The sequence below is a fragment of the Nocardia sp. NPDC056611 genome (genome assembly GCF_042792755.1).
GTDB lineage: Bacteria > Actinomycetota > Actinomycetes > Mycobacteriales > Mycobacteriaceae > Nocardia.
Genome location: NZ_JBHTVV010000002.1, coordinates 185,236 through 203,609 on the forward strand (window position 1 = coordinate 185,236; position 18,374 = coordinate 203,609).

Here is an 18,374-nt window from a genome sequence, read left to right on the forward strand (position 1 = left end):
CGCGCGATGGTATATCCGAGTTCATGACCGTCGCCCGTCCGGACGAGGTGCGCCGGTTCAACCGGTCGACCCTCCTGCGGCTGCTACACACCGGAGGCCCCGCCACCCGCGCGACCCTCGCGGCCGAACTCGGGCTCAACCGATCCACCATCAAGATGCTCGTGGACGGGCTCGCCGAGGACGGCGTGGTGGAGGAGAAGGTGCCGCGGCTGGCGCGCGGGGCCGGACGGCCGTCGCTGCTGGTGCTGCCGCAGCCCGAGGCGGCGGTGGTGCTGGCGGTGGACGTGCAGGTCGAGCACGTGGGGATCGCGCTGGTCGGGTTCGGCGGGCAGATCATGGGCCGCAACAGCTGGAATCTGCGGGGGCGGCAACGGGAACCGGACGAGGTGATCACACATGTCGCGGAATCCTCGGCGATCCTGGCCGAGGATCTGGGGCTGCGGCCGGTCGCGGCCGGGGTCTGTGTGCCGGGGGTGGTGCGGCGCGCCGACGGGCTGGTGCACAATGCCGCGAATCTGCGCTGGGGCGAAGTGGCCCTCGGGCAGCGGCTGCGTGCGGTGCTGGAGCTGCCGGTCACGGTCGGCAACGACGCCGAATTCGGAGCTCTCGCAGAGCATCTCAGGGGCGCGGGGCGCACCGCCGCCGATGCCGTGTTCGTGTCCGCCGATGTCGGGGTGGGCGGCGGGCTCATCGCCCAGGGTGAGCTGCTGCGCGGGCAGGCGGGGTACATGGGCGAGATCGGGCACATGACGGTGCGGCCCGGCGGGCGAAAGTGCTACTGCGGCAACGAGGGCTGCTGGGAGACCGAGGTGGGGGAGGCCGCGTTGTGCCGGGCCCTCGGCATGCCCGAGCACGGGCCGCGCGGCGCGATCGTGGCCGAACTGCGTGCGCTGAGCGGGGATTGGGAATCGCCGCTCGGCGAGTACCTGGACTGGATGACGCTCGGGCTGGTCAATGTCGTGAACATTCTCGGTCCCGAACTGGTGGTGCTGGGCGACCTGTTCACCGCGCTGCCCGGCCCGGCGATCGCGCGGGTGCGCGAGGAGGTGCACCGGCGCAGCATGGTGAGCCGCGCGTTCGGCGGGGTGCGGATCGAGAAGTCCTGTCTGGGACCGGATCTCAAACTGCTGGGGGCGGCTGAGGCGGCGTTCGAGGGCGTGCTCAGCATGCTGTGAGACGGCCCCGTTCACCGCGCGTGACGGCTCGGTCCGCGGCGCGGCGGGCGCGGTGCGATGCGTGTCCGGGTGCGAAGTTCGTGCCCTGGTGGCGCGGGCCCGCGCGGCCGGAGTTGAATACAGGCATGGAGCAGCTTCCCGAGGACTGGCAGCGGGGGATCGTCATCGTGGCGCATCCCGACGACATCGAGTACGGGGCCGCCGCCGCGGTCGCGCGATGGACCGGGCAGGGCAAGGACATTCGCTACGTACTGGTCAGCAGCGGTGAGGCCGGCATCGCGGGGCTGTCGCCCGCCGAGGCCGGGCCGCTGCGCGAGGACGAGGAGCGCGCCTCGGCCAAGATCGTCGGCGTCAGCTCGGTCGAATTCCTCGGCTATCCCGACGGCCGCATCGAGGAATCCCTCGCGCTGCGCCGCGACCTGGCCGCCGCCATTCGCCGCCACCGCCCCGAGATGGTGATCCTGTTCAACTTCGGCGACACCTGGGCCCGCGGCTACGTCAACTCCGCCGACCACCGCGCCGTGGGCCGCGCCGCCCTCGACGCCGTCTCCGACGCGGGCAACGAGTGGATCCACCCTGACATCGCCGACCTCCCGGCGTGGTCCCCACGCTGGGCCGCCGTCTACGGCGTCGGCGACGGCAGCCACGGCCTCGACGTCACCGACACCGTCGAGGCCGCCGTCGAATCCCTCACCGCCCACCGCCGCTACCTCGAGGTCCTCAGCCCCGAACCCGTCGAGGCCCAGGCCCGCGCCGTCATCGAGATGACCACCGGCCCCAAGGAGGGCTTCCCCGCCGCCCGAGCCCTCAGCTTCGAGCTCTACCGCTTCGCGGGCTGAGCTGGGACTTCGCCGCCCGCCCGGCGACGCGGAACCGGAAGGTGGGTGAGGTTCCGGATGTGTCGGGCGGGTGTGGGACGCTGGCTGCGTGCGAGTAGCGGTGGTGGCCGGGCCTGATCCGGGGCATGCGTTTCCGGCGATTGCGTTGTGTGAACGATTGCTGGCGGCCGGGGACGAGCCGGTGCTGTTCACCAGCCCGCGCTGGTTCGACGCCGCGCGGGAGGCCGGGATCGGGGTGCGGCGGCTCAAGGGCCTCGCGCCTCGGGCCGAGGACGACGACAGTGACGCCGGGGCGCGGATTCATCAACGGGCCGCGCATATTTCGACGGAGATCCTGCCGGATCTGAGCGCCATGCTGCCCGAACTCGTGGTGTCGGATGTGCTCACCGCCGGCGGCGGAATGGCCGCGGAGCGGTTGCGGCTGCCGTGGGTGGAACTGTCGCCGCATCCGCTGTACCTGCAGTCGAAGGGGTTGCCGCCCATCGGGAGTGGCCTCGCGGCGGGGGAGGGTCTGCGCGGACGGGCGCGGGACTCGGTGCTGCGCGGGCTGAGCTCGCGCGCCGTGCGCCGCGGGGAAGTGCAGCGTGAGCAGGCGCGGGCCAGTATCGGCCTGCCCTCGCAGGATCCGGGGCCTGATGCCCGGCTGATCGCCACGCTGCCCGCCTTGGAGGTGCCGCGGCCGGACTGGCCGGAGAACGCCCACCTGGTCGGGCCCCTGCTGTGGGAGCCCACCGAGCACATCCTCGACCTGCCGCCCGGCGACGAACCGCTGGTCATGGTCGCCCCCTCCACCGCCCAGACCGGCCAGGTCGGTCTCGCCGAGGCCGCGCTGGCGGCGTTCGAGGGCGCGGGCGTCCGGCTCGCCATCTCCACCCTCGACACCCCGCCCACCGACCTCCCGACCTGGGCCACAGCCGGTTTGGGTCGTCAGGACGAACTGCTGCGCCACGCCTCGGTCGTGATCGGCGGCGGCGGACACGGTCTGCTCGCCAAGACCCTGCTGGCAGGGGTCCCGATCGTCACCGTCCCCGGCGGCGGCGACCAGTGGGAACTCGCCAATCGCGCGGCCCGCCAAGGCAGTTCCCTGTTCGTGCGGCCGCTCACCCCCGAGGCCCTGCGTGACGCGGTGAAACGCATCCTCGACGACCCCGCCTACAAGACCGCCGCCGAGTCGGCCGCCGCCGGCATCGCCGACACCGTCGACCCGGTCGAGATCTGTCACGCCGTGGTGCGCTGACGCCGCCTGCTCGGCGAGAGCCGGACCAGCGGTGCGACCTCCGAACCAACGGTCGCGCACGAGCCGGGCGATCCGGTCGAACCGGTATGCCACCGGCCGGATCCGGTCGGTGGCGTAGGCTCGCGGCCGTGCGGCTGACGGAGTTTCAGGAGTTGATGCATACCGAGTTCGGCACGGCGCGCGCCGACGCGCTGCTGGCCGATCACGTGCTGCCGTCCATGGGGCGGACCGGCGCGCAGGCCATCGAGGCGGGGGTCGATCCCCGCGACGTGTGGCGGGCGCTGTGCGCGGAATTCGATGTGCCGAAGTCGCGCTGGTGAATTCGGGTTACCCGGCGGACTGCTCCGACTGGGTCTTCTTCGCGTAGTGCCGCGTTGCCTTGGCGCGATTCCCGCACGCCGCCATGGAATGCCAGCGGCGGGTGCCGTTCTTCGAGGTGTCCAGGAACCACAGGACACAGTGCGGGTGCGCACACTGCTTGATGCGTTCGGGGGAGTTCGCCAGCAGATGTAGCAGGTTGTCGGCGGCGAGCCAGGCGGGTAGCCAGGCCGGGTCGGCGACCTCGGGGACCCCGGCGGGGCCGTCGGGAGTCAGAGCGCGGCGGATGCGGCCGTGTGCGAGCACCGCATTGAGGTCGTCGGCGATGTGCGGATCATCCGCGGAGTCGGCCTTGACCACGCGCAGGATCGCCTCCCGGGCGGCCAGCAGCGCGTTCAGCGTGTCCTCGTCGGCGGGGACGTCGAGGTTGTTGTCGGCCAGCCACTGCCCGGCGCCGGCCACGTCGGTGAGCAGATCCTGCGGGCCCGTCTGCGCTATCCAGCGCGTGTTGAGCAGGTCCAACGCGGGCGGTTCACCGAGGTGGGGGCGTGGTTCGGGCACGTCTGAGGGTAACCGGCTCCTTGTCGTCATCGGATCATCCGCTCCCTTCTAACCAGACAAATCAACTATAGGGGTTGACGCTGGGCGACCCCTGCGATTAGCGTCTAACCTGTCAAACAAGCAACATGGGTTAGATCATTCCGAAGGGATTCATCATGACCGCACCCGTCCTCGCCACCGGGCACATCGGCCTCAATGTCACCGACCTCGACCGCTCGGTGTCCTTCTATCGACGCGCGCTCGGCTTCGAGCAGCTCGGTGCGGGCGGGGAAGGAGCGCAGCGCTTCGCCTTCCTCGGGCGGGCCGGGCAATTGCAGGTCACCCTGTGGCAGCAGAGCGACGGCGAGTTCTCGGCGAAAACTCCCGGCCTGCACCACCTCTCGTTCCAGGTCGACACCATCGACCAGGTCCGTGCGGTGGAGACCGCGCTGAAGGACCTGGACGTCGCGTTCGCCCACGACGGCGTCGTCGCGCACGGCGAGGGCGCGGCCTCGGGCGGCATCTTCTTCATCGACCCGGACGGCATCCGCCTCGAGGTGTACGCGCCGTCGGGTGCCGAGCATGCTCCCGCTCCCTCGGGCAGCGCCCCGACCTGCGGGTTCTTCTGAGCAGGAATATCGGACTCGCACCGCGGGATTCGCATGGGCGCCACCGCGGCGCCTCCACGCCGAACCGAGCCCCCGAAGGGAGACGGACATGAACGACAGACGGGTCCGGGACCTGCCCGGCGGGGTCGCCTATCACCCCGGGGAACTGGCGGTGCAGCGGCGGCTCGGCCAGGCCGACATCGCGCAGCGGGTCGGCCGGATGATCCGGCCCGACATTCCGGCCGCCGCCGCGCAATTCCTGGCCGAACAGCCGATGATCGTGCTGGCCGCCGCCGATGACGCGGGTCGCATGTGGGCGGGCCAGCTGGCCGGGTCGCCCGGATTCGTCCACGCCGCCGGTGAGCGCGCCATCGAGGTCGAGGCGACACCGGTGACGGGCGACCCGCTGGCCGAATCACTGCGCGGCACAAGGCATGTCGGGATGATCGCATTGCAACCGCAAACGCGCCGCCGCATGCGGGTCAACGGGGTGATCGCACCCACCGCGACCGGACTGCGCATCGATACCGAACAGGTGTATTCGAACTGCCCGAAATACATTTCCCGCCGAGGGGTCGAGGAATGGGTCGCGGGCGGGGCGCCGGAGGTGCGTCGCGGCACGGAGTTGGCTGCCGCGCAGCAGGAGCTCATCGCACGCGCCGATACCTTCTTCGTCGCCTCCGCCGACGCCGACGGGCACGCCGACGCCTCCCATCGCGGCGGCAATCCCGGTTTCCTGCAGGTGCTTTCCCCGACCCGCCTGCGCTGGCCCGACTATCGCGGCAACTCCATGTTCATGACCCTCGGCAATATTGCCTCCGACCCGCGCTGCGGGCTGCTCGTGCCCGACTGGCGGACGGGGACCACCCTGCAAATCACCGGAACCGCCGAGATCACCTGGGACGAGACGGTTTTCACGCCCGGCGCGCAATGCGCCATCGATTTCACCGTCACCGAGGCCGTCGAGATCTCGGGTGCCACGCCACTGCGCTGGACCGACCCCGAGCTGTCGCCGGTCAACCCCTGACCGGCGATCCCCCGTCAACCCGAAAGGCTCACCGCCATGCGTCCCCCACTGCCGCCCTTCGACCTGGAATCCGCGAAGCAGAAGGTTCGCGCCGCCGAAAACGCCTGGAACACTCGCGATCCCGAGAAGGTGGCGCAGGCGTACACCGAGGATTCCGTCTGGCGCAACCGCGATGAATTCCTCACCGGCCACGCCGAGATCGTCGACTTCCTGAAGCGCAAATGGTCCACCGAGAACGGCTACGCCCTGCGCAAGGACCTGTGGACCTTCACCGAGAACCGCATCGCCGTCCGCTTCCAGTACGAATGGCACGACGACGCGGGCCAGTGGCATCGCAGCTACGGCAACGAACTCTGGGAGTTCGCGCCCGATGGCCGCATGTCCCGCCGCGAGGCCAGCATCAATGACGTACCGATCGCCGAGTCCGAGCGCCGCATCTTCGGCCCGCGTACCCCCGAAGAGGACAACGCGCCCCTTCCCCTGCGGTAGCAACACGATCAGGGAGCTCGCACCGAGGGAATTCGGACGATTCCTCGGTGCGAGCTCCCTGATCGTGGTTGCCCGTGATGTGGACCCGCGCCGGGACGGGCGCGGTGGACCGCCTCGGGTGGAGCGCCGGGTCAGGCGAGCCGTGCGGGTTCCGGCGGGGCGACGACCGGGGCGGGAGCCGGGCGGGCAGCTCGCGTGTACAGGGCGAAGACCAGTGCACCCGACAGGATTCCGGTCACCCCGGCCGTCATCGTCGCGGTGTTCAAGCCGTCCACGAAAGCGTGCCCGGGCGTCTTCCCGGTACCCGCGTTCCGGAAGACGGTGCCCAGCACGGCGACTCCCAAGGCCAGGCCCAGCTGCCGCGCGGTATTGATCGCCCCGGCCGCGGTGCCGCTCTGGTGCAGCGGGACCGCCGCCAGACCGACCGCCACCAGTGGCGGGGCCATGATGCCGACACCCGCGCCGATCAGGAGATAGCCGGGAATCGTCGCGGTCCAGGACGATCCGGTGCCGATGAGGGTCAACAGCGCGCTGCCCGCGCCGATGACCGCCAGCCCGCCGCCGATCGTCCACTTCGGTGCGACATCGTGCAGCAGCCTGCCGAAGACGCCCGAGACCAGGAAGGCGCACACCGACAGCGGCAGCATGGACAGCCCCGCCCGCAGCGGGCTCAGATGCAGGTACTGCTGCAGCCACAGGGACAGCAGCGGGCTCGTGGAGAACGCGGCGAAACTCAGGCCGGCGGCGGCGATCAATGTGGCGGTGAAGCCCGCGCCACGCAGCAACGGCAGTGGCAACATCGGTGCGGCGCTGCCGGATTCGACGGCGACGAACACCACGAGCGCGACCGCGCCGGTGATCAGCGCCGCCGCGGCCCCGCGATCGCCCCAGCCGTGCTCGCCCGCGCGAATGATGCCGTAGGTCGCGGCCGTCGCCGCCACCGTGAAGCTCAGCATGCCGGCCAGGTCCACCCGGCGGTCGGCACGGCGTGGCGACGGTCCGAAAGCGATGGCGGACAAGGCGATCGCCAGCGCGGCGATCGGCAGGTTGACGAAGAAGATCCACCGCCAGGACAGCAGATCGGTCAACGCGCCGCCCAGCACCACCCCGACACCGGCGGCCGCGCCCGACACCGCGCCCCAGGCGCTGAACGCGATCCCGCGATCGCGGCCGGTGTAGGTGGCGTGCAACAGCGACAGCGTGGTGGCCAGCATGGCCGCGCCGCCGATGCCCTGTGCCGCGCGCGCGGCCACCAGGACACTCGCCGATCCGGCCACCCCGCAGCCGAGACTCGCGGCCGCGAACAAGGCGAGACCGATCAGATAGGTGGGTTTCGCGCCGAACCGGTCGGCCAGCGCGCCGAGCATGAGCAGCAGGGCGGCCAGGGCGAGAGCGTAGCCGTCGATGACCCATTGCAGTCCGGACAATCCGGTGCCCAGGTCGGCGGCGATATCGGGCAGCGCGACATTCACGATGGTGACGTCGATGAGAAGCATGAACGAACCGAGGCACGCGGCCAGCAGTGGCAGCCATTTCCGCACGGGAACCTCCAGAAGGAATGAACGATTTCGTCACCTAGGCTGGAGGAGAGCGCGTACATTCCCTAGCCACACCGCTGAATGCGAAGGATTCCTCCCATGGATGGCGAAGATCTGGGTGAATCCGCCGTTCTGGATGTGCTCGACAAGCAGATCATCCACGGCCTGGTCACCGACGCGCGCATCCCGTTCGCGCGGCTCGGCGCGATCCTCGGCGTCTCCGAGCAGACCGTCGCCCGGCGCTACCGGTCGCTGCGGGAGCGCGGCATGCTCCACGTCGCCGGGCAGGTGAATACGGTGCCGCTCGGGCGCACCCGGTGGATCCTGCGCATGCGGACCGCGCCGAATCGGGCGGTCGCGTTGGCCGAAGCGCTCGCCCGGCAGCCGGACGTGAGCTGGGTTTCCCTGCTGGCCACCGGATTCGAGGTCACCTGCGTGTGCCGGCCGCGATCGGTGGAGCGGCAGGACGAGTTGCTGTTGCGGATGATCCCGCGCGCCACCCAGGTGCTCGAGCTGACCGTGCACGAGGTGATGCGGCAGTTCCCGTTCGCCGAGGAGTGGCCGCGCTACAGCAGGCTGCTCACGGCCGGGCAGCTGCGTGAACTGGGGCCACGGCCGCCCATGTGGGAGCCGCGGGGGCCGGAGAAATCGGTTCAGCTGTCGCGCGAGGACGAGGCGATGCTGGCCATCCTGGGGCGCGACGGGCGGGCCTCCTACGCGCAGATCGCCACCGCCACCGGGTGGAGTTCGAGCCGGGTGGCGCGGCGCATGAGCGAGCTCATCGCATCCGGGGTGCTGTACTTCGACCTCGACTTCGCTTTGGAGCGAATGGGCTACGTGTCGCGAGCCCTGCTGTGGATGCGGGTGCGGCCCGGGGATCTGGAGGCGGTGGGCCGGGCCGTCGCCACGCATCCGGAGGTGGCGTTCGTCGCGGCGACCACGGGAACCGTGAATCTGGTGGCCGCGGTGGTGTGCCACGACACCGCGCATCTGTACCGGTATGTCACCGAGTCGCTGGGGGCGCTGCCGGGGATCAACGATGTTCAGGTGCTGTCGGCGTTGCGGATGTTCAAACAGTCGTCGACGCTGTTGGATGACCGGAAGGTGGGGGTCGTGCCCTGAGCCCGGTCAGCTTGCCGATCGGTTGCTACCAGGTGTTTCGCGTGTCGTTCAGCGCGTCGCTTGCATCGAACACCTGTTCGTCTAAGCTCGTCGTCGGAAGTTGTCGGTGCCTCCCTCTAACGTGGGCGCCAACCACAGTATGAGACTCACCCGTTGAGAAGGGGACAGACGATGGCACCTCCGGCTTTCGATCGTGACAAGGCCCTCGAACTGGCGTTGGCGCAGATCGAGAAGGGCTTCGGCAAGGGCGCGGTCATGCGCCTGGGAGAAGAGGCGCGCCAGCCGATCGCGGTGATTCCCACCGGATCCATCGCGCTGGACGTCGCTCTCGGCATCGGCGGCCTGCCGCGCGGCCGCATCGTGGAGATCTACGGCCCGGAATCCTCGGGTAAGACCACCGTCGCGCTGCACGCGGTCGCCAACGCGCAGGCCAACGGCGGCGTCGCGGCGTTCATCGACGCCGAGCACGCGCTGGACCCGGACTACGCCCGCAAGCTCGGTGTCGACACCGACGCGCTGCTGGTCTCGCAGCCCGACACCGGTGAGCAGGCGCTCGAAATCGCCGACATGCTGGTGCGTTCCGGCGCCATCGACATCATCGTCATCGACTCCGTCGCCGCCCTGGTGCCGCGCGCCGAGATCGAGGGCGAGATGGGTGACAGCCACGTCGGTCTGCAGGCCCGCCTGATGAGCCAGGCGCTGCGCAAGATGACCTCGGCGCTGAACAACTCCGGCACCACCGCCATCTTCATCAACCAGCTGCGCGAGAAGATCGGCGTCATGTTCGGCTCGCCGGAGACCACCACCGGTGGTAAGGCGCTGAAGTTCTACGCCTCGGTCCGCCTGGACGTGCGCCGCATCGAGACGCTGAAGGACGGTTCCGACGCGGTCGGTAACCGCACCCGCGTGAAGGTCGTCAAGAACAAGGTCTCGCCGCCGTTCAAGCAGGCCGAGTTCGACATCCTCTACGGCTTCGGCATCTCCAAGGAGGGCTCGATCATCGACATGGGTGTCGATCAGGGCTTCATCCGCAAGTCCGGCTCCTGGTACACCTACGAGGGCGACCAGCTCGGCCAGGGCAAGGAGAACGCCCGCAAGTTCCTGCTCGAGAACACCGACGTCCGCGACGAGATCGAGAAGAAGATCAAGGAGAAGCTCGGCATCGGCGCAGACGTCACCGCCGAGGAAACCGCCGCCGACTTCTGACATGACCTCGCGGGATTCCGAAGGGCCCCGGCGCACCCCGCCGGGGCCCACCCCCCAGCTGGACGCGGTGGAACGCCTCCGCCGCCAACTGGAATCCCGCGACGCCAAATCCGCCCGCCGCGGATCCCGACCAGCTGCGCCCCGCTCCACCGAGCCGAGCCACGACCTCTTCGGCCGCGACTCCGCCGACCCCTACGCCTCAGCAGGCGGCTGGAACTACGGCCCCTCCACCGGCCGCACCGACTCCTATTACGCCGCCCCCGGACACAACTCGCCGAGCGACGACCGCTCAACCTGGCGAACCGCCGACGACGCATCGCCCCGGCTCGACCCTCCGCGCCCGAACGCCGAGGCCGCGGACCATGATCCAGAATCCCCTGGCGACGATCCGGCCCTCGACGGCCCACCCCCGAATTCATCCCGCCCCCACCGCCGTTCGCCTACCGGGCGAGGCCGCTCGCCGGGGCAGTGGCGAGAGGAAGCGTCCACTGCCCCCGGCGACGGTGGGACCCACCCCGCAGGCGACACTGGCGAAGACCAGTTGCCGCCGGGAGCGACTCGGCCGACCGGGCGCCGGTCAGTCCTCGAAACGGCCACTCTCGCTGCAGGCCTCGGCCGGGATGGCGCCACCCCTCCAGCGGCTGCGCGGAGCACGCCGCCTTCGTCGCAGGAGGTTGCGGCGACCGGCCGCCCGGCGGCGACAGAGCTGGAAACGATCGGTGCCGTGCAGAGCTCCGAGCAGCGCTTTCGCCGTGACGGTGAATCCTCTGCCACACAAGCAACTGCCGGCGGGCGCGAAACCGATTCGGTGTCTGCGGCTTCGGCGGACAGGCTGGCCGCGGCGCGCGCCGCCTTGGCCGAGGCCACGGCTGTCGCCGCAGCCAATGCGGCGGCGAACGCAGCTGCGTCGGAGTCGCGGGGGCGGCGGGGGAGCCGGGAGAAGACGGCCTCGGCGGAACAGTCGAGCACTGCCGGGTATCAGGATGCCGATGAAGTGATCACCCGCCGCAGGGGACGTCGGGATGCTAGGAACTCGGTTGCGGGGGAAGCGTATTCACGCGATGACGAGTATTCGATTGCGGGGGAGTCGTATGGCCGAGACGAGGAGAATTCGGGTCCGGGGTCGGGTGGCGGCAGGCCCGACGCGGATCGAGCTGGTGGACGCGGGCGTCGCGGTGGTCGCCGGCGCGACGAGTACGGGGAACGGGCTGCCGGGGGCGATGGCGCCTACTCCGAGGAGGACGACAGTCGGCGTGGGCGGGGCGGTCGTCGGCGCGGGGCGTATGCGGACCGCGCCGGGGGTGATAGTCCAGAATTCGAGGATGATGAGAGTCGTCGCGGGCCGGGACGTCGTCGTGGACGGAATGGGTCCGGTGAGGAGTCGGCCGGATCGGGCGCGCCGGCGGGTGGCGGCACCGAAGCACAGGCGAAGGATATCTGCCTGCGTCTGCTGACTGATCGGGCTCGAAGCCGGTTCGAGTTGGCTGATCGGCTGGCCGACAAGGGTTTCAATGCTGACGTGGCGAAGCGGGTGCTCGATCGGCTGACCGAGGTCGGGTTGATCGACGACGCGGCCTTCGCGCAGCAGTGGGTGCATTCGCGGCACACGTATGGAGGCAAGGGCAAGAAGGTCCTCGCCGAGGAATTGCGACGCAAGGGAATCGCACCCGAACACGCCGAACCGGCCCTGGAGTCGATCACCGCCGCGGACGAATTGACCCGCGCGTCGGATCTGGTCCGCCGCAAGGCCGCAACCCTCTCCCCGGATCTCGACCGCGACAAGGCCGTCCGCCGCCTGATCGCCATGCTGGCCCGCAAGGGCTACAACCCGGGCACGGCCTTCGAAGTGGTGACGACCGAAGTCCCGCCCGCACCCACACCCCGTCGCGATCCCCCTCCCTCCGGGCCTCGGTCGACCAGCGGCTCGAACTCCACCCACCCCCGCCGCGAATCCCCCTCCGACGACACCGAATCCGCGACCGAACTGATTCGCGCCAAGCTCCGCACCCTGTCCCCGAACCTCGACCGCGAGACAGCCACCCGTCGACTGGTCGGCCTGCTGGCTCGCCGCGGCTACACCTCCGCCACCGCCTACAAGGTCGTGACCACGGAGCTGAACGCCGCCAACTTCGGCAGCGGTGCCCCCGATCGAACCGACCGGACATCCACTGGAACAGCGGCCTCCCCGCGCCGCTCGAAGCTCTCGTCCCCGCCCCCTACCGACTCGGCCGAAGATGACGAGCAAGCTCGTGCCGCCGAATTGGTGCGCGCGAAAATACGCACCCTCCCCCGAAACCTGGACCACGCCAAGGCCACCCAACGCCTCGTCGGTCTCCTGGCCCGCCGCGGCTTCAGCGCCGCCACGGCCTACTCGGTGGTGAAAGCCGAACTGGCCGAGGCCAACCTGTCGGGTGACTGATCAACGGCATCTATGCCCGCTCCGCTCACTCCGCCAGTGCGCGTAGGTATCCGCGGCGGTGGTGGCTGACCATATCAGCGCATCGGGGAGTTCGGCCGAATGTCTGCCCCGGCCGGAGGTCAGTGCAGGACGCCGCCCGGGCGGCGGGTGGACAGGGCGCGGCGGGCGTGCCGGTGTCCGGTATGGCGCAGTGGGCGCTGGGCGGTCAGGTGTGGTGAGGCGGGGTCGGCGGGTTTCTCCCGGCGGGCGGCGCGCAGCCGGTGTGCGGCCTCGCGGGTGAGGTGGGCGCCGAGGATGGCGGCGAAGCTGGTGAGCCCCGCGAGGAGCGGGGCGAGCACCGTGGCCAGGAAGAGCCCGACGACGAATTCTCTTCGAGCGCTGACGTCTTCGGTCATGAAATTCAGTATGCGAGCTGGGGGAGCGGCTTGTCCGGCGGTCGGGCAAGCCGCACCGGTCAGTTCGGCGGTTTCTGCAGGGAAACGTCGGACACCATAGCGTCCATGCCGGGCGGGGCGGTGATGGTGCCCGCCGCGACCACGGCTCGGGAACCGCGTTTGCGGGTGCGCAGCCACTTCTCGACGCGGGTGGCGAGCACGGTCAGCGTGTAGTTGATGATGATCATGATGATGGCGATCACGATCAGCGACGGGATCGGGTTCTGCTGCGCGGCACCGAGTTGGGTGCCCGAGCGCACGATCTCGAGGTAGGTGATCTGGTAGCCCAGCGCGGAGTCCTTGAGCGCCACCACCATCTGCGAGATCAGCGCCGGCATCATGGCGGTGACCGCCTGCGGGAGCAGGATCGAGACCATCACCTGGGTCTTGCGCATGCCCAGCGCCACGGCCGCCTCGGTCTGCCCCTTGGGCAGCGCGCGGATGCCCGAGCGGACGATCTCGGCGATGACGGATCCGTTGTAGACGGTCAGCGCCGTCACCACGGCGGCCAGCGCCAGCTGATCGGAGGGGAAGGCGTTCTGCTTGGCGAACAGGTAGTAGAGGAAGATCATCAGGACCAGGACGGGAATCGCCCGCGAGACCTCCACCACCACGGCCGCGAACCAGCGGATCGCCCGATGATCCGACATGCGCAGGATGCCGAACAGCATGCCCAGCACCAGCGCCAGCACGATGGACAGCGCCGCCGCCTCGAGCGTGCCGCGCAGACCCGGCAACAGGTAGGTGCTCCAGACCTGGCTCTCGGTGAACGGCTTCCATTTGGCTTCGGTGAACTGACCCTTGTCGGCGAGCCCGCGGTAGAGGAACCACAACACCGCGGCGACAGCGGCGATCGCGATGACCGAATAGATCCGGTAGCGCACCCGGGCGCGGGGGCCCGGCGCGTCGTAGAGCACGGACGCCGCGGTCATCGCGCCACCTCGTATCGTTTGGCCAGCCAGCCGAAGAACAGGCCGGTCGGCAGGGTCAGGATCACGAACCCGAGCGCGAAGATGGCGCCGATATTGAGCACCGCCGCCTCGTTCTCGTTCATCTCCGCCATGAGCAGCGCCGCCTCGCCGACACCGATGGCCGAGGCGATGGTCGAGTTCTTGGTCAGGGCGATGAGCACGCTGCCCAGCGGCGCGATGACCGCCCGGAAGGCCTGCGGCAGCACCACCATGCGCAGGTTCTGCCCGAAGGTGAACCCCAGCGAACGGCCCGCCTCCGACTGCCCGAACGGCACCGTGTTGATGCCCGCTCGCAGCGACTCGCAGACGAAAGCCGCGGTGTAGACGCTCAACCCGACGATCGCGAACCGGAAGTTGTTCTCGGAGATGCTGTTCGGCCCCTCCGCCGCGAGCCGCAGCCCGAGCGTGGAGTACAGGCCGATGGAGCAGAACACGATGATCAGCGTGAGCGGCGTGTTCCGAATGATGTTGACGTACAACGTGCCGATCCAGCGCGCGATCGGAATCGGCGACACCCGCATGCCCGCGACGAGGGTGCCGAGAATCAGCGCCCAGAACCCCGAATACAGCGTCAGTTTGATGGTCACCCAGAACGCGTCGAGCAACTTGGTGTGATAGTTGGAGATCAAGTCGAACACGACTGCCCCATTCCTCCGATCGGAAAACGAAGCGTGCCAGGTGATTCCGTGAACTCTGTCAGCAGGAAATCACCCGGCACGAGTCCGTGGATCAGTACCGGTCGACCTTGGGCGGCTCGGGAACCTGGAAGCCGGTGGCGCCGAACTCCTTCTCCAGCGCGGCCTTCCACGCCCCGGAGGCGATCATGGCGTCGATGGCGTCATTGATCTTGCCGCGCGATTCGGTGTCGCCCTTCTTCACGCCGATGCCGTACTTCTCGACGGTGAAGGTGTTGCCGACCACCTTGAGCGCGCCCGGCGACTGCGCCGCATAACCGCGCAGGATGATGTCGTCGGTGGTGACCGCGTCGACCGCGCCGGACTTGAGCGCCTCCACGCACAGCGAGTAGGTGTCGTACGTGATCAGCTGCACCTCATGGGCGGCGACGTACTTGTCCTTGATGTTCTGCGCCGGGGTGGAGCCCTTCACCGAGCACAGTTTCTTGTTGCCGTTCAGCGAATCCGGCCCGGTGATGTCGGTGTTGTCCGACCGCACCAGCAGCGACTGCCCGGTCTGGAAGTACGGGCCCGCGAAATCGACCTTCTCCTTGCGCTTGTCGGTGATCGAGTAGGTGGCGACGATGAAATCGACCTGCCCGTTCTCGATCAGCGTCTCGCGCTGCGCGGACGGCGACTCCTTGAAGGTGATGTTCTCCGCCTTCACGCCCAGCTTGTCGGCCACGTAGGTGGCGACGTCGACGTCGAAGCCGCTGAAGCTGCCGTCCTTGTTGTGCAGGCCCAGGCCCGGCTGGTCGTACTTGATGCCGATGGTGAGTTTGCCATCGGCCGCGTGCTGGCTGGCCGTCTTGTTGCTGCTGCCGCCACACGCGGTGACAGCGAGGGCCAGGGCAGCCACTCCGGCGGCGATCCTGAGCGCGGGGTTGATCCTCATCGAACGTCCTGTTCTCTTGTGGAGTCAGTGGGAGAGGATCTTGCCGAGGAAGTCCCTGGCGCGATCCGATTTCGGTGCGGTGAAGAAGGATTCGGGTTCGGTGTCCTCGACGATCTGCCCGTCGGCCATGAACAGCACCCGATTGCCGGCGCGGCGCGCGAAGCCCATCTCGTGGGTGACGACCAGCATGGTCATGCCGTCCTTGGCCAGCTGCACCATGACGTCGAGCACCTCGGACACCATCTCCGGGTCCAGTGCGGAGGTGGGCTCGTCGAACAGCATGACCTTCGGATCCATGGCCAGCGCGCGGGCGATGGCCACGCGCTGCTGCTGTCCGCCGGAGAGCTGCGCCGGATACTTGTCGGCCTGATTGCCGATGCCGACCCGGTCGAGCAGCTCGAGCGCCCGGGCCCGCGCCTTGGTCTTGTCGAGGCGCCGCACCTTCACCGGCGCGAGCATGACATTGTCGAGAATCGTCTTGTGCGCGAACAGGTTGAACTGCTGGAACACCATGCCCACGTCGGCGCGCAGCTTGGCGAGGGCCTTGCCTTCCTCGGGCAGTTTCACCCCGTCGACGGCGATCTCACCGGAATCGATGGTCTCGAGCCGGTTGATGGTTCGGCACAACGTCGACTTGCCGGAGCCCGAGGGTCCCACCACGATCACGACCTGCCCTTTGGGCACTTCGAGATTGATGTCACGCAAGACGTGCAGCGAGCCGAAGTGCTTGTCCACATTCCGCATCGAGATCATCGGCGCGGGAGTGCTGATGGAATCGGCCACGTCGGTCATGACCAGTGACCCTAACCACCTTGCGCCCGAAATGCTCGTCTTTGCCGGTCCGGCCCGGGTTGTGCCGAGACTCGACACCCGCGCGTAACCAGCGATTGACGCTGCCGAGACCAGCTCGGCCGGTCGGGCGTTGATTCGGCGACAATTCGGCGACCATCCACGGCGCGGCCACGGGGTCCGGGTGCGCGCGGCCCGGACGGGTTTCGCCCGAGGCCCGGACGGGTTTAGGGCCTCCGCCGGGCAGCTATTACCCTGGTTGGGTGAATTCCCCGGCCCGGACCTACGAGGTCCGCACCTACGGCTGCCAGATGAACGTGCACGACTCCGAGCGGCTCTCGGGTCTGCTCGAGGACGCCGGCTACGTCAAGGCCGTGGCCGGCGATACCGCTGACCTGGTCGTCTTCAATACCTGCGCGGTGCGCGAGAACGCCGACAACAAGCTGTACGGCACCCTCGGCCACCTGGCGCCGATCAAGGCCGAACGCGAGGGCATGCAGATCGCGGTCGGCGGCTGCCTGGCGCAGAAGGACCGCGACACCGTGGTCAAGAAGGCGCCCTGGGTGGATGTGGTGTTCGGCACCCACAACATCGGTTCGCTGCCGGTGCTGCTGGAGCGGGCCCGCCACAACGAGCAGGCCCAGGTCGAGATCATCGAGTCGCTCGAGGCGTTCCCGTCCACGCTGCCCGCCAAGCGCGAGTCCGCGTACGCGGGCTGGGTGTCGATCTCGGTGGGCTGCAACAACACCTGCACGTTCTGCATCGTTCCGGCGCTGCGCGGCAAGGAGGTCGATCGGCGGCCCGGCGACGTGCTCGCCGAGGTGCAGGCGCTCGTCGAGCAGGGCGTGCTCGAGGTGACGCTGCTGGGTCAGAACGTGAACTCCTACGGCGTCTCGTTCGCCGACCCCGAAGAGCCGCGCGACCGTGGCGCTTTCGCGAAGCTGCTGCGCGCCACCGGCACGATCGAGGGCCTCGAGCGGGTCCGCTTCACCTCCCCGCACCCGGCCGAGTTCACCGACGACGTGATCGAGGCGATGGCCGAGACCCCGAATGTCTGCCCGCAGCTGCACATGCCGCTGCAGTCCGGCTCGGACCGCGTGCTCAAGGCCATGCGCCGCTCCTACCGCAGCGCCAAGTTCCTCGGCATCATCGAGAAGGTGCGTGCCGCCATGCCGCACGCCGCCATCACCACCGACATCATCGTCGGCTTCCCCGGTGAGACCGAGGAGGACTTCCAGGCCACCCTGGACGTGGTGCGGCAGGCGCGGTTCACCAGCGCGTTCACCTTCCAGTACTCGATCCGCCCGGGCACCCCGGCCGCGACCATGCCCGACCAGCTGCCCAAGGAGGTCGTGCAGGAACGCTACGACCGGCTGATCGAGTTGCAGGAGCAGATCTCGCTCGAGGGCAATCAGGCGCTGATCGGTTCGACCGTCGAGCTGCTGGTCGCCGAGGGCGCGGGCAAGAAGAACGACAAGACCGCCCGCATGTCCGGCCGCGCCCGCGACGGCCGTCTGGTCCACTTCCGCCCGACCGTGAATCCGGCGCCGGGCAGCGAGATCCGGCCCGGCGACATCATCACCATCGACGTCACCGGTGCGGCCCCGCACTACCTGATCGCCGACGGCGAGGTGCTGAGCCACCGCCGCACCCGCGCGGGCGACGCCCACGAGCAGGGCATCACCCCCAAGACCGCGCCCATCGGCGTCGGCTTGGGCCTGCCCGGCATCGGCGCGCCGGTGGTGGTCGAGACGGCGGCGGCGGGCTGCGGGTCCGCCTGCGGCGAGTAATCGCGCGCCGCGGCGAATCGCGTGCGATCGGCGGCCGGGCCGGAACCGGTCCCGGGATCGTGGGGGTCGCTGGTCAACTACGCTGTGTCATAGGGCAGGATCGCGGGGGACGTGCGCCGTCGGCTCTTCGCCCGCGCACGCCGCACCCAGTCACGGCGCGGGAGCGCTACGGCGTCAGCGAGGATCAGCATGACCGAGCAGCAGCCCACCGGCTCCGACGAGCCTCGTGACCGGCCGGAGCAGCCGGAAGACGAAGCAGCACAATCGGATACGGCGTCGCAGCAGGCGCCCGACGCGAACGAG

The 18,374-nt window shown here is 69.3% G+C and carries 18 protein-coding genes and 1 pseudogene; 12 read left to right on the top strand and 7 right to left on the bottom strand.

Translation table 11 applies throughout. The features are described from left to right. Positions 1 to 23: 23 nt before the first annotated feature. The 4 genes from ACFRAQ_RS09245 to ACFRAQ_RS09260 all read left to right on the top strand — a co-directional run bounded on the left by ACFRAQ_RS09245 (position 24) and on the right by ACFRAQ_RS09260 (position 3,571). On the top strand, positions 24 to 1,175 hold the full coding sequence (locus ACFRAQ_RS09245; RefSeq protein WP_379096481.1) for an ROK family protein: 1,152 nt from the start codon (positions 24 to 26) through the stop codon (positions 1,173 to 1,175). Between the two features lie 125 nt (positions 1,176 to 1,300). Beyond that, positions 1,301 to 2,014: a PIG-L deacetylase family protein gene (locus tag ACFRAQ_RS09250; RefSeq protein ID WP_357282868.1), complete on the top strand. Its 714-nt coding sequence runs from the start codon at positions 1,301 to 1,303 to the stop codon at positions 2,012 to 2,014. Positions 2,015 to 2,102: 88 nt separating this feature from the next. Further along, positions 2,103 to 3,251 (top strand): glycosyltransferase, encoded by a 1,149-nt coding sequence (locus ACFRAQ_RS09255; protein ID WP_379096484.1) that lies wholly within the window; start codon positions 2,103 to 2,105, stop codon positions 3,249 to 3,251. 128 nt (positions 3,252 to 3,379) lie between these two features. Then, positions 3,380 to 3,571 carry a DUF3046 domain-containing protein gene (locus ACFRAQ_RS09260; RefSeq protein ID WP_357282872.1) on the top strand — a complete coding sequence of 64 codons (192 nt, stop codon included), beginning with the start codon at positions 3,380 to 3,382 and terminating at the stop codon, positions 3,569 to 3,571. Positions 3,572 to 3,578: 7 nt separating this feature from the next. Here the strand turns inward: ACFRAQ_RS09260 and ACFRAQ_RS09265 are convergent, their stop codons facing one another. Next, the gene (locus ACFRAQ_RS09265) at positions 3,579 to 4,130 is read right to left on the bottom strand and encodes a CGNR zinc finger domain-containing protein (protein ID WP_379096487.1); all 552 of its coding nucleotides are present in this window, start codon (positions 4,128 to 4,130) and stop codon (positions 3,579 to 3,581) included. A 155-nt stretch (positions 4,131 to 4,285) separates the two neighbouring features. On the opposite strand from ACFRAQ_RS09265, the gene ACFRAQ_RS09270 reads away from it, so the two are divergent. The 3 genes from ACFRAQ_RS09270 to ACFRAQ_RS09280 all read left to right on the top strand — a co-directional run bounded on the left by ACFRAQ_RS09270 (position 4,286) and on the right by ACFRAQ_RS09280 (position 6,233). Next, positions 4,286 to 4,738 (top strand): VOC family protein, encoded by a 453-nt coding sequence (locus ACFRAQ_RS09270; RefSeq protein WP_379096490.1) that lies wholly within the window; start codon positions 4,286 to 4,288, stop codon positions 4,736 to 4,738. An 88-nt stretch (positions 4,739 to 4,826) separates the two neighbouring features. After that, the gene (locus ACFRAQ_RS09275) at positions 4,827 to 5,744 is read left to right on the top strand and encodes a pyridoxamine 5'-phosphate oxidase family protein (RefSeq protein ID WP_379096493.1); all 918 of its coding nucleotides are present in this window, start codon (positions 4,827 to 4,829) and stop codon (positions 5,742 to 5,744) included. Between the two features lie 36 nt (positions 5,745 to 5,780). Continuing rightward, positions 5,781 to 6,233, top strand: coding sequence for a nuclear transport factor 2 family protein (locus tag ACFRAQ_RS09280; RefSeq protein ID WP_379096496.1), 453 nt, complete (start codon positions 5,781 to 5,783; stop codon positions 6,231 to 6,233). A gap of 131 nt (positions 6,234 to 6,364) precedes the next feature. Here the strand turns inward: ACFRAQ_RS09280 and ACFRAQ_RS09285 are convergent, their stop codons facing one another. Beyond that, a complete protein-coding gene (locus tag ACFRAQ_RS09285; RefSeq protein WP_379096500.1) occupies positions 6,365 to 7,774 on the bottom strand; it encodes an MFS transporter in 1,410 nt (469 codons plus the stop codon). A gap of 96 nt (positions 7,775 to 7,870) precedes the next feature. Here ACFRAQ_RS09285 and ACFRAQ_RS09290 point away from each other — a divergent pair, with 96 nt between their 5' ends. From ACFRAQ_RS09290 to ACFRAQ_RS09305, 4 genes and pseudogenes are all read left to right on the top strand, one after another. Next, positions 7,871 to 8,893 carry an Lrp/AsnC family transcriptional regulator gene (locus tag ACFRAQ_RS09290; protein ID WP_379096503.1) on the top strand — a complete coding sequence of 341 codons (1,023 nt, stop codon included), beginning with the start codon at positions 7,871 to 7,873 and terminating at the stop codon, positions 8,891 to 8,893. Between the two features lie 171 nt (positions 8,894 to 9,064). After that, positions 9,065 to 10,099, top strand: a complete 1,035-nt coding sequence (gene recA, locus ACFRAQ_RS09295) for a recombinase RecA (RefSeq protein WP_357282885.1) — start codon at positions 9,065 to 9,067, stop codon at positions 10,097 to 10,099. Between the two features lie 1,369 nt (positions 10,100 to 11,468). Next, positions 11,469 to 11,972 (top strand): annotated as a pseudogene (gene recX / locus ACFRAQ_RS09300) (recombination regulator RecX); the annotation flags it as partial. A 228-nt stretch (positions 11,973 to 12,200) separates the two neighbouring features. Continuing rightward, complete coding sequence (locus ACFRAQ_RS09305) at positions 12,201 to 12,518, top strand: hypothetical protein (RefSeq protein ID WP_379100164.1); 318 nt, start codon at positions 12,201 to 12,203, stop codon at positions 12,516 to 12,518. A 119-nt stretch (positions 12,519 to 12,637) separates the two neighbouring features. On the opposite strand, the gene ACFRAQ_RS09310 is transcribed toward ACFRAQ_RS09305, so the two are convergent. From ACFRAQ_RS09310 to ACFRAQ_RS09330, 5 genes are all read right to left on the bottom strand, one after another. Beyond that, positions 12,638 to 12,913 (bottom strand): hypothetical protein, encoded by a 276-nt coding sequence (locus tag ACFRAQ_RS09310; RefSeq protein ID WP_379096506.1) that lies wholly within the window; start codon positions 12,911 to 12,913, stop codon positions 12,638 to 12,640. 59 nt (positions 12,914 to 12,972) lie between these two features. Beyond that, positions 12,973 to 13,884 (bottom strand): amino acid ABC transporter permease, encoded by a 912-nt coding sequence (locus tag ACFRAQ_RS09315; RefSeq protein WP_379096509.1) that lies wholly within the window; start codon positions 13,882 to 13,884, stop codon positions 12,973 to 12,975. Further along, the gene (locus tag ACFRAQ_RS09320; RefSeq protein ID WP_357096646.1) at positions 13,881 to 14,561 is read right to left on the bottom strand and encodes an amino acid ABC transporter permease; all 681 of its coding nucleotides are present in this window, start codon (positions 14,559 to 14,561) and stop codon (positions 13,881 to 13,883) included. The genes ACFRAQ_RS09315 and ACFRAQ_RS09320 overlap by 4 nt, the downstream gene beginning before the upstream one ends. A gap of 91 nt (positions 14,562 to 14,652) precedes the next feature. After that, positions 14,653 to 15,492 (bottom strand): glutamate ABC transporter substrate-binding protein, encoded by an 840-nt coding sequence (locus tag ACFRAQ_RS09325; RefSeq protein ID WP_357282891.1) that lies wholly within the window; start codon positions 15,490 to 15,492, stop codon positions 14,653 to 14,655. 24 nt (positions 15,493 to 15,516) lie between these two features. After that, positions 15,517 to 16,245 (bottom strand): amino acid ABC transporter ATP-binding protein, encoded by a 729-nt coding sequence (locus ACFRAQ_RS09330; RefSeq protein WP_379100166.1) that lies wholly within the window; start codon positions 16,243 to 16,245, stop codon positions 15,517 to 15,519. 299 nt (positions 16,246 to 16,544) lie between these two features. Here ACFRAQ_RS09330 and miaB point away from each other — a divergent pair, with 299 nt between their 5' ends. Continuing rightward, positions 16,545 to 18,071 (top strand): tRNA (N6-isopentenyl adenosine(37)-C2)-methylthiotransferase MiaB, encoded by a 1,527-nt coding sequence (gene miaB, locus ACFRAQ_RS09335; RefSeq protein ID WP_379096514.1) that lies wholly within the window; start codon positions 16,545 to 16,547, stop codon positions 18,069 to 18,071. The last annotated feature ends 303 nt before the right edge of the window (positions 18,072 to 18,374 follow it).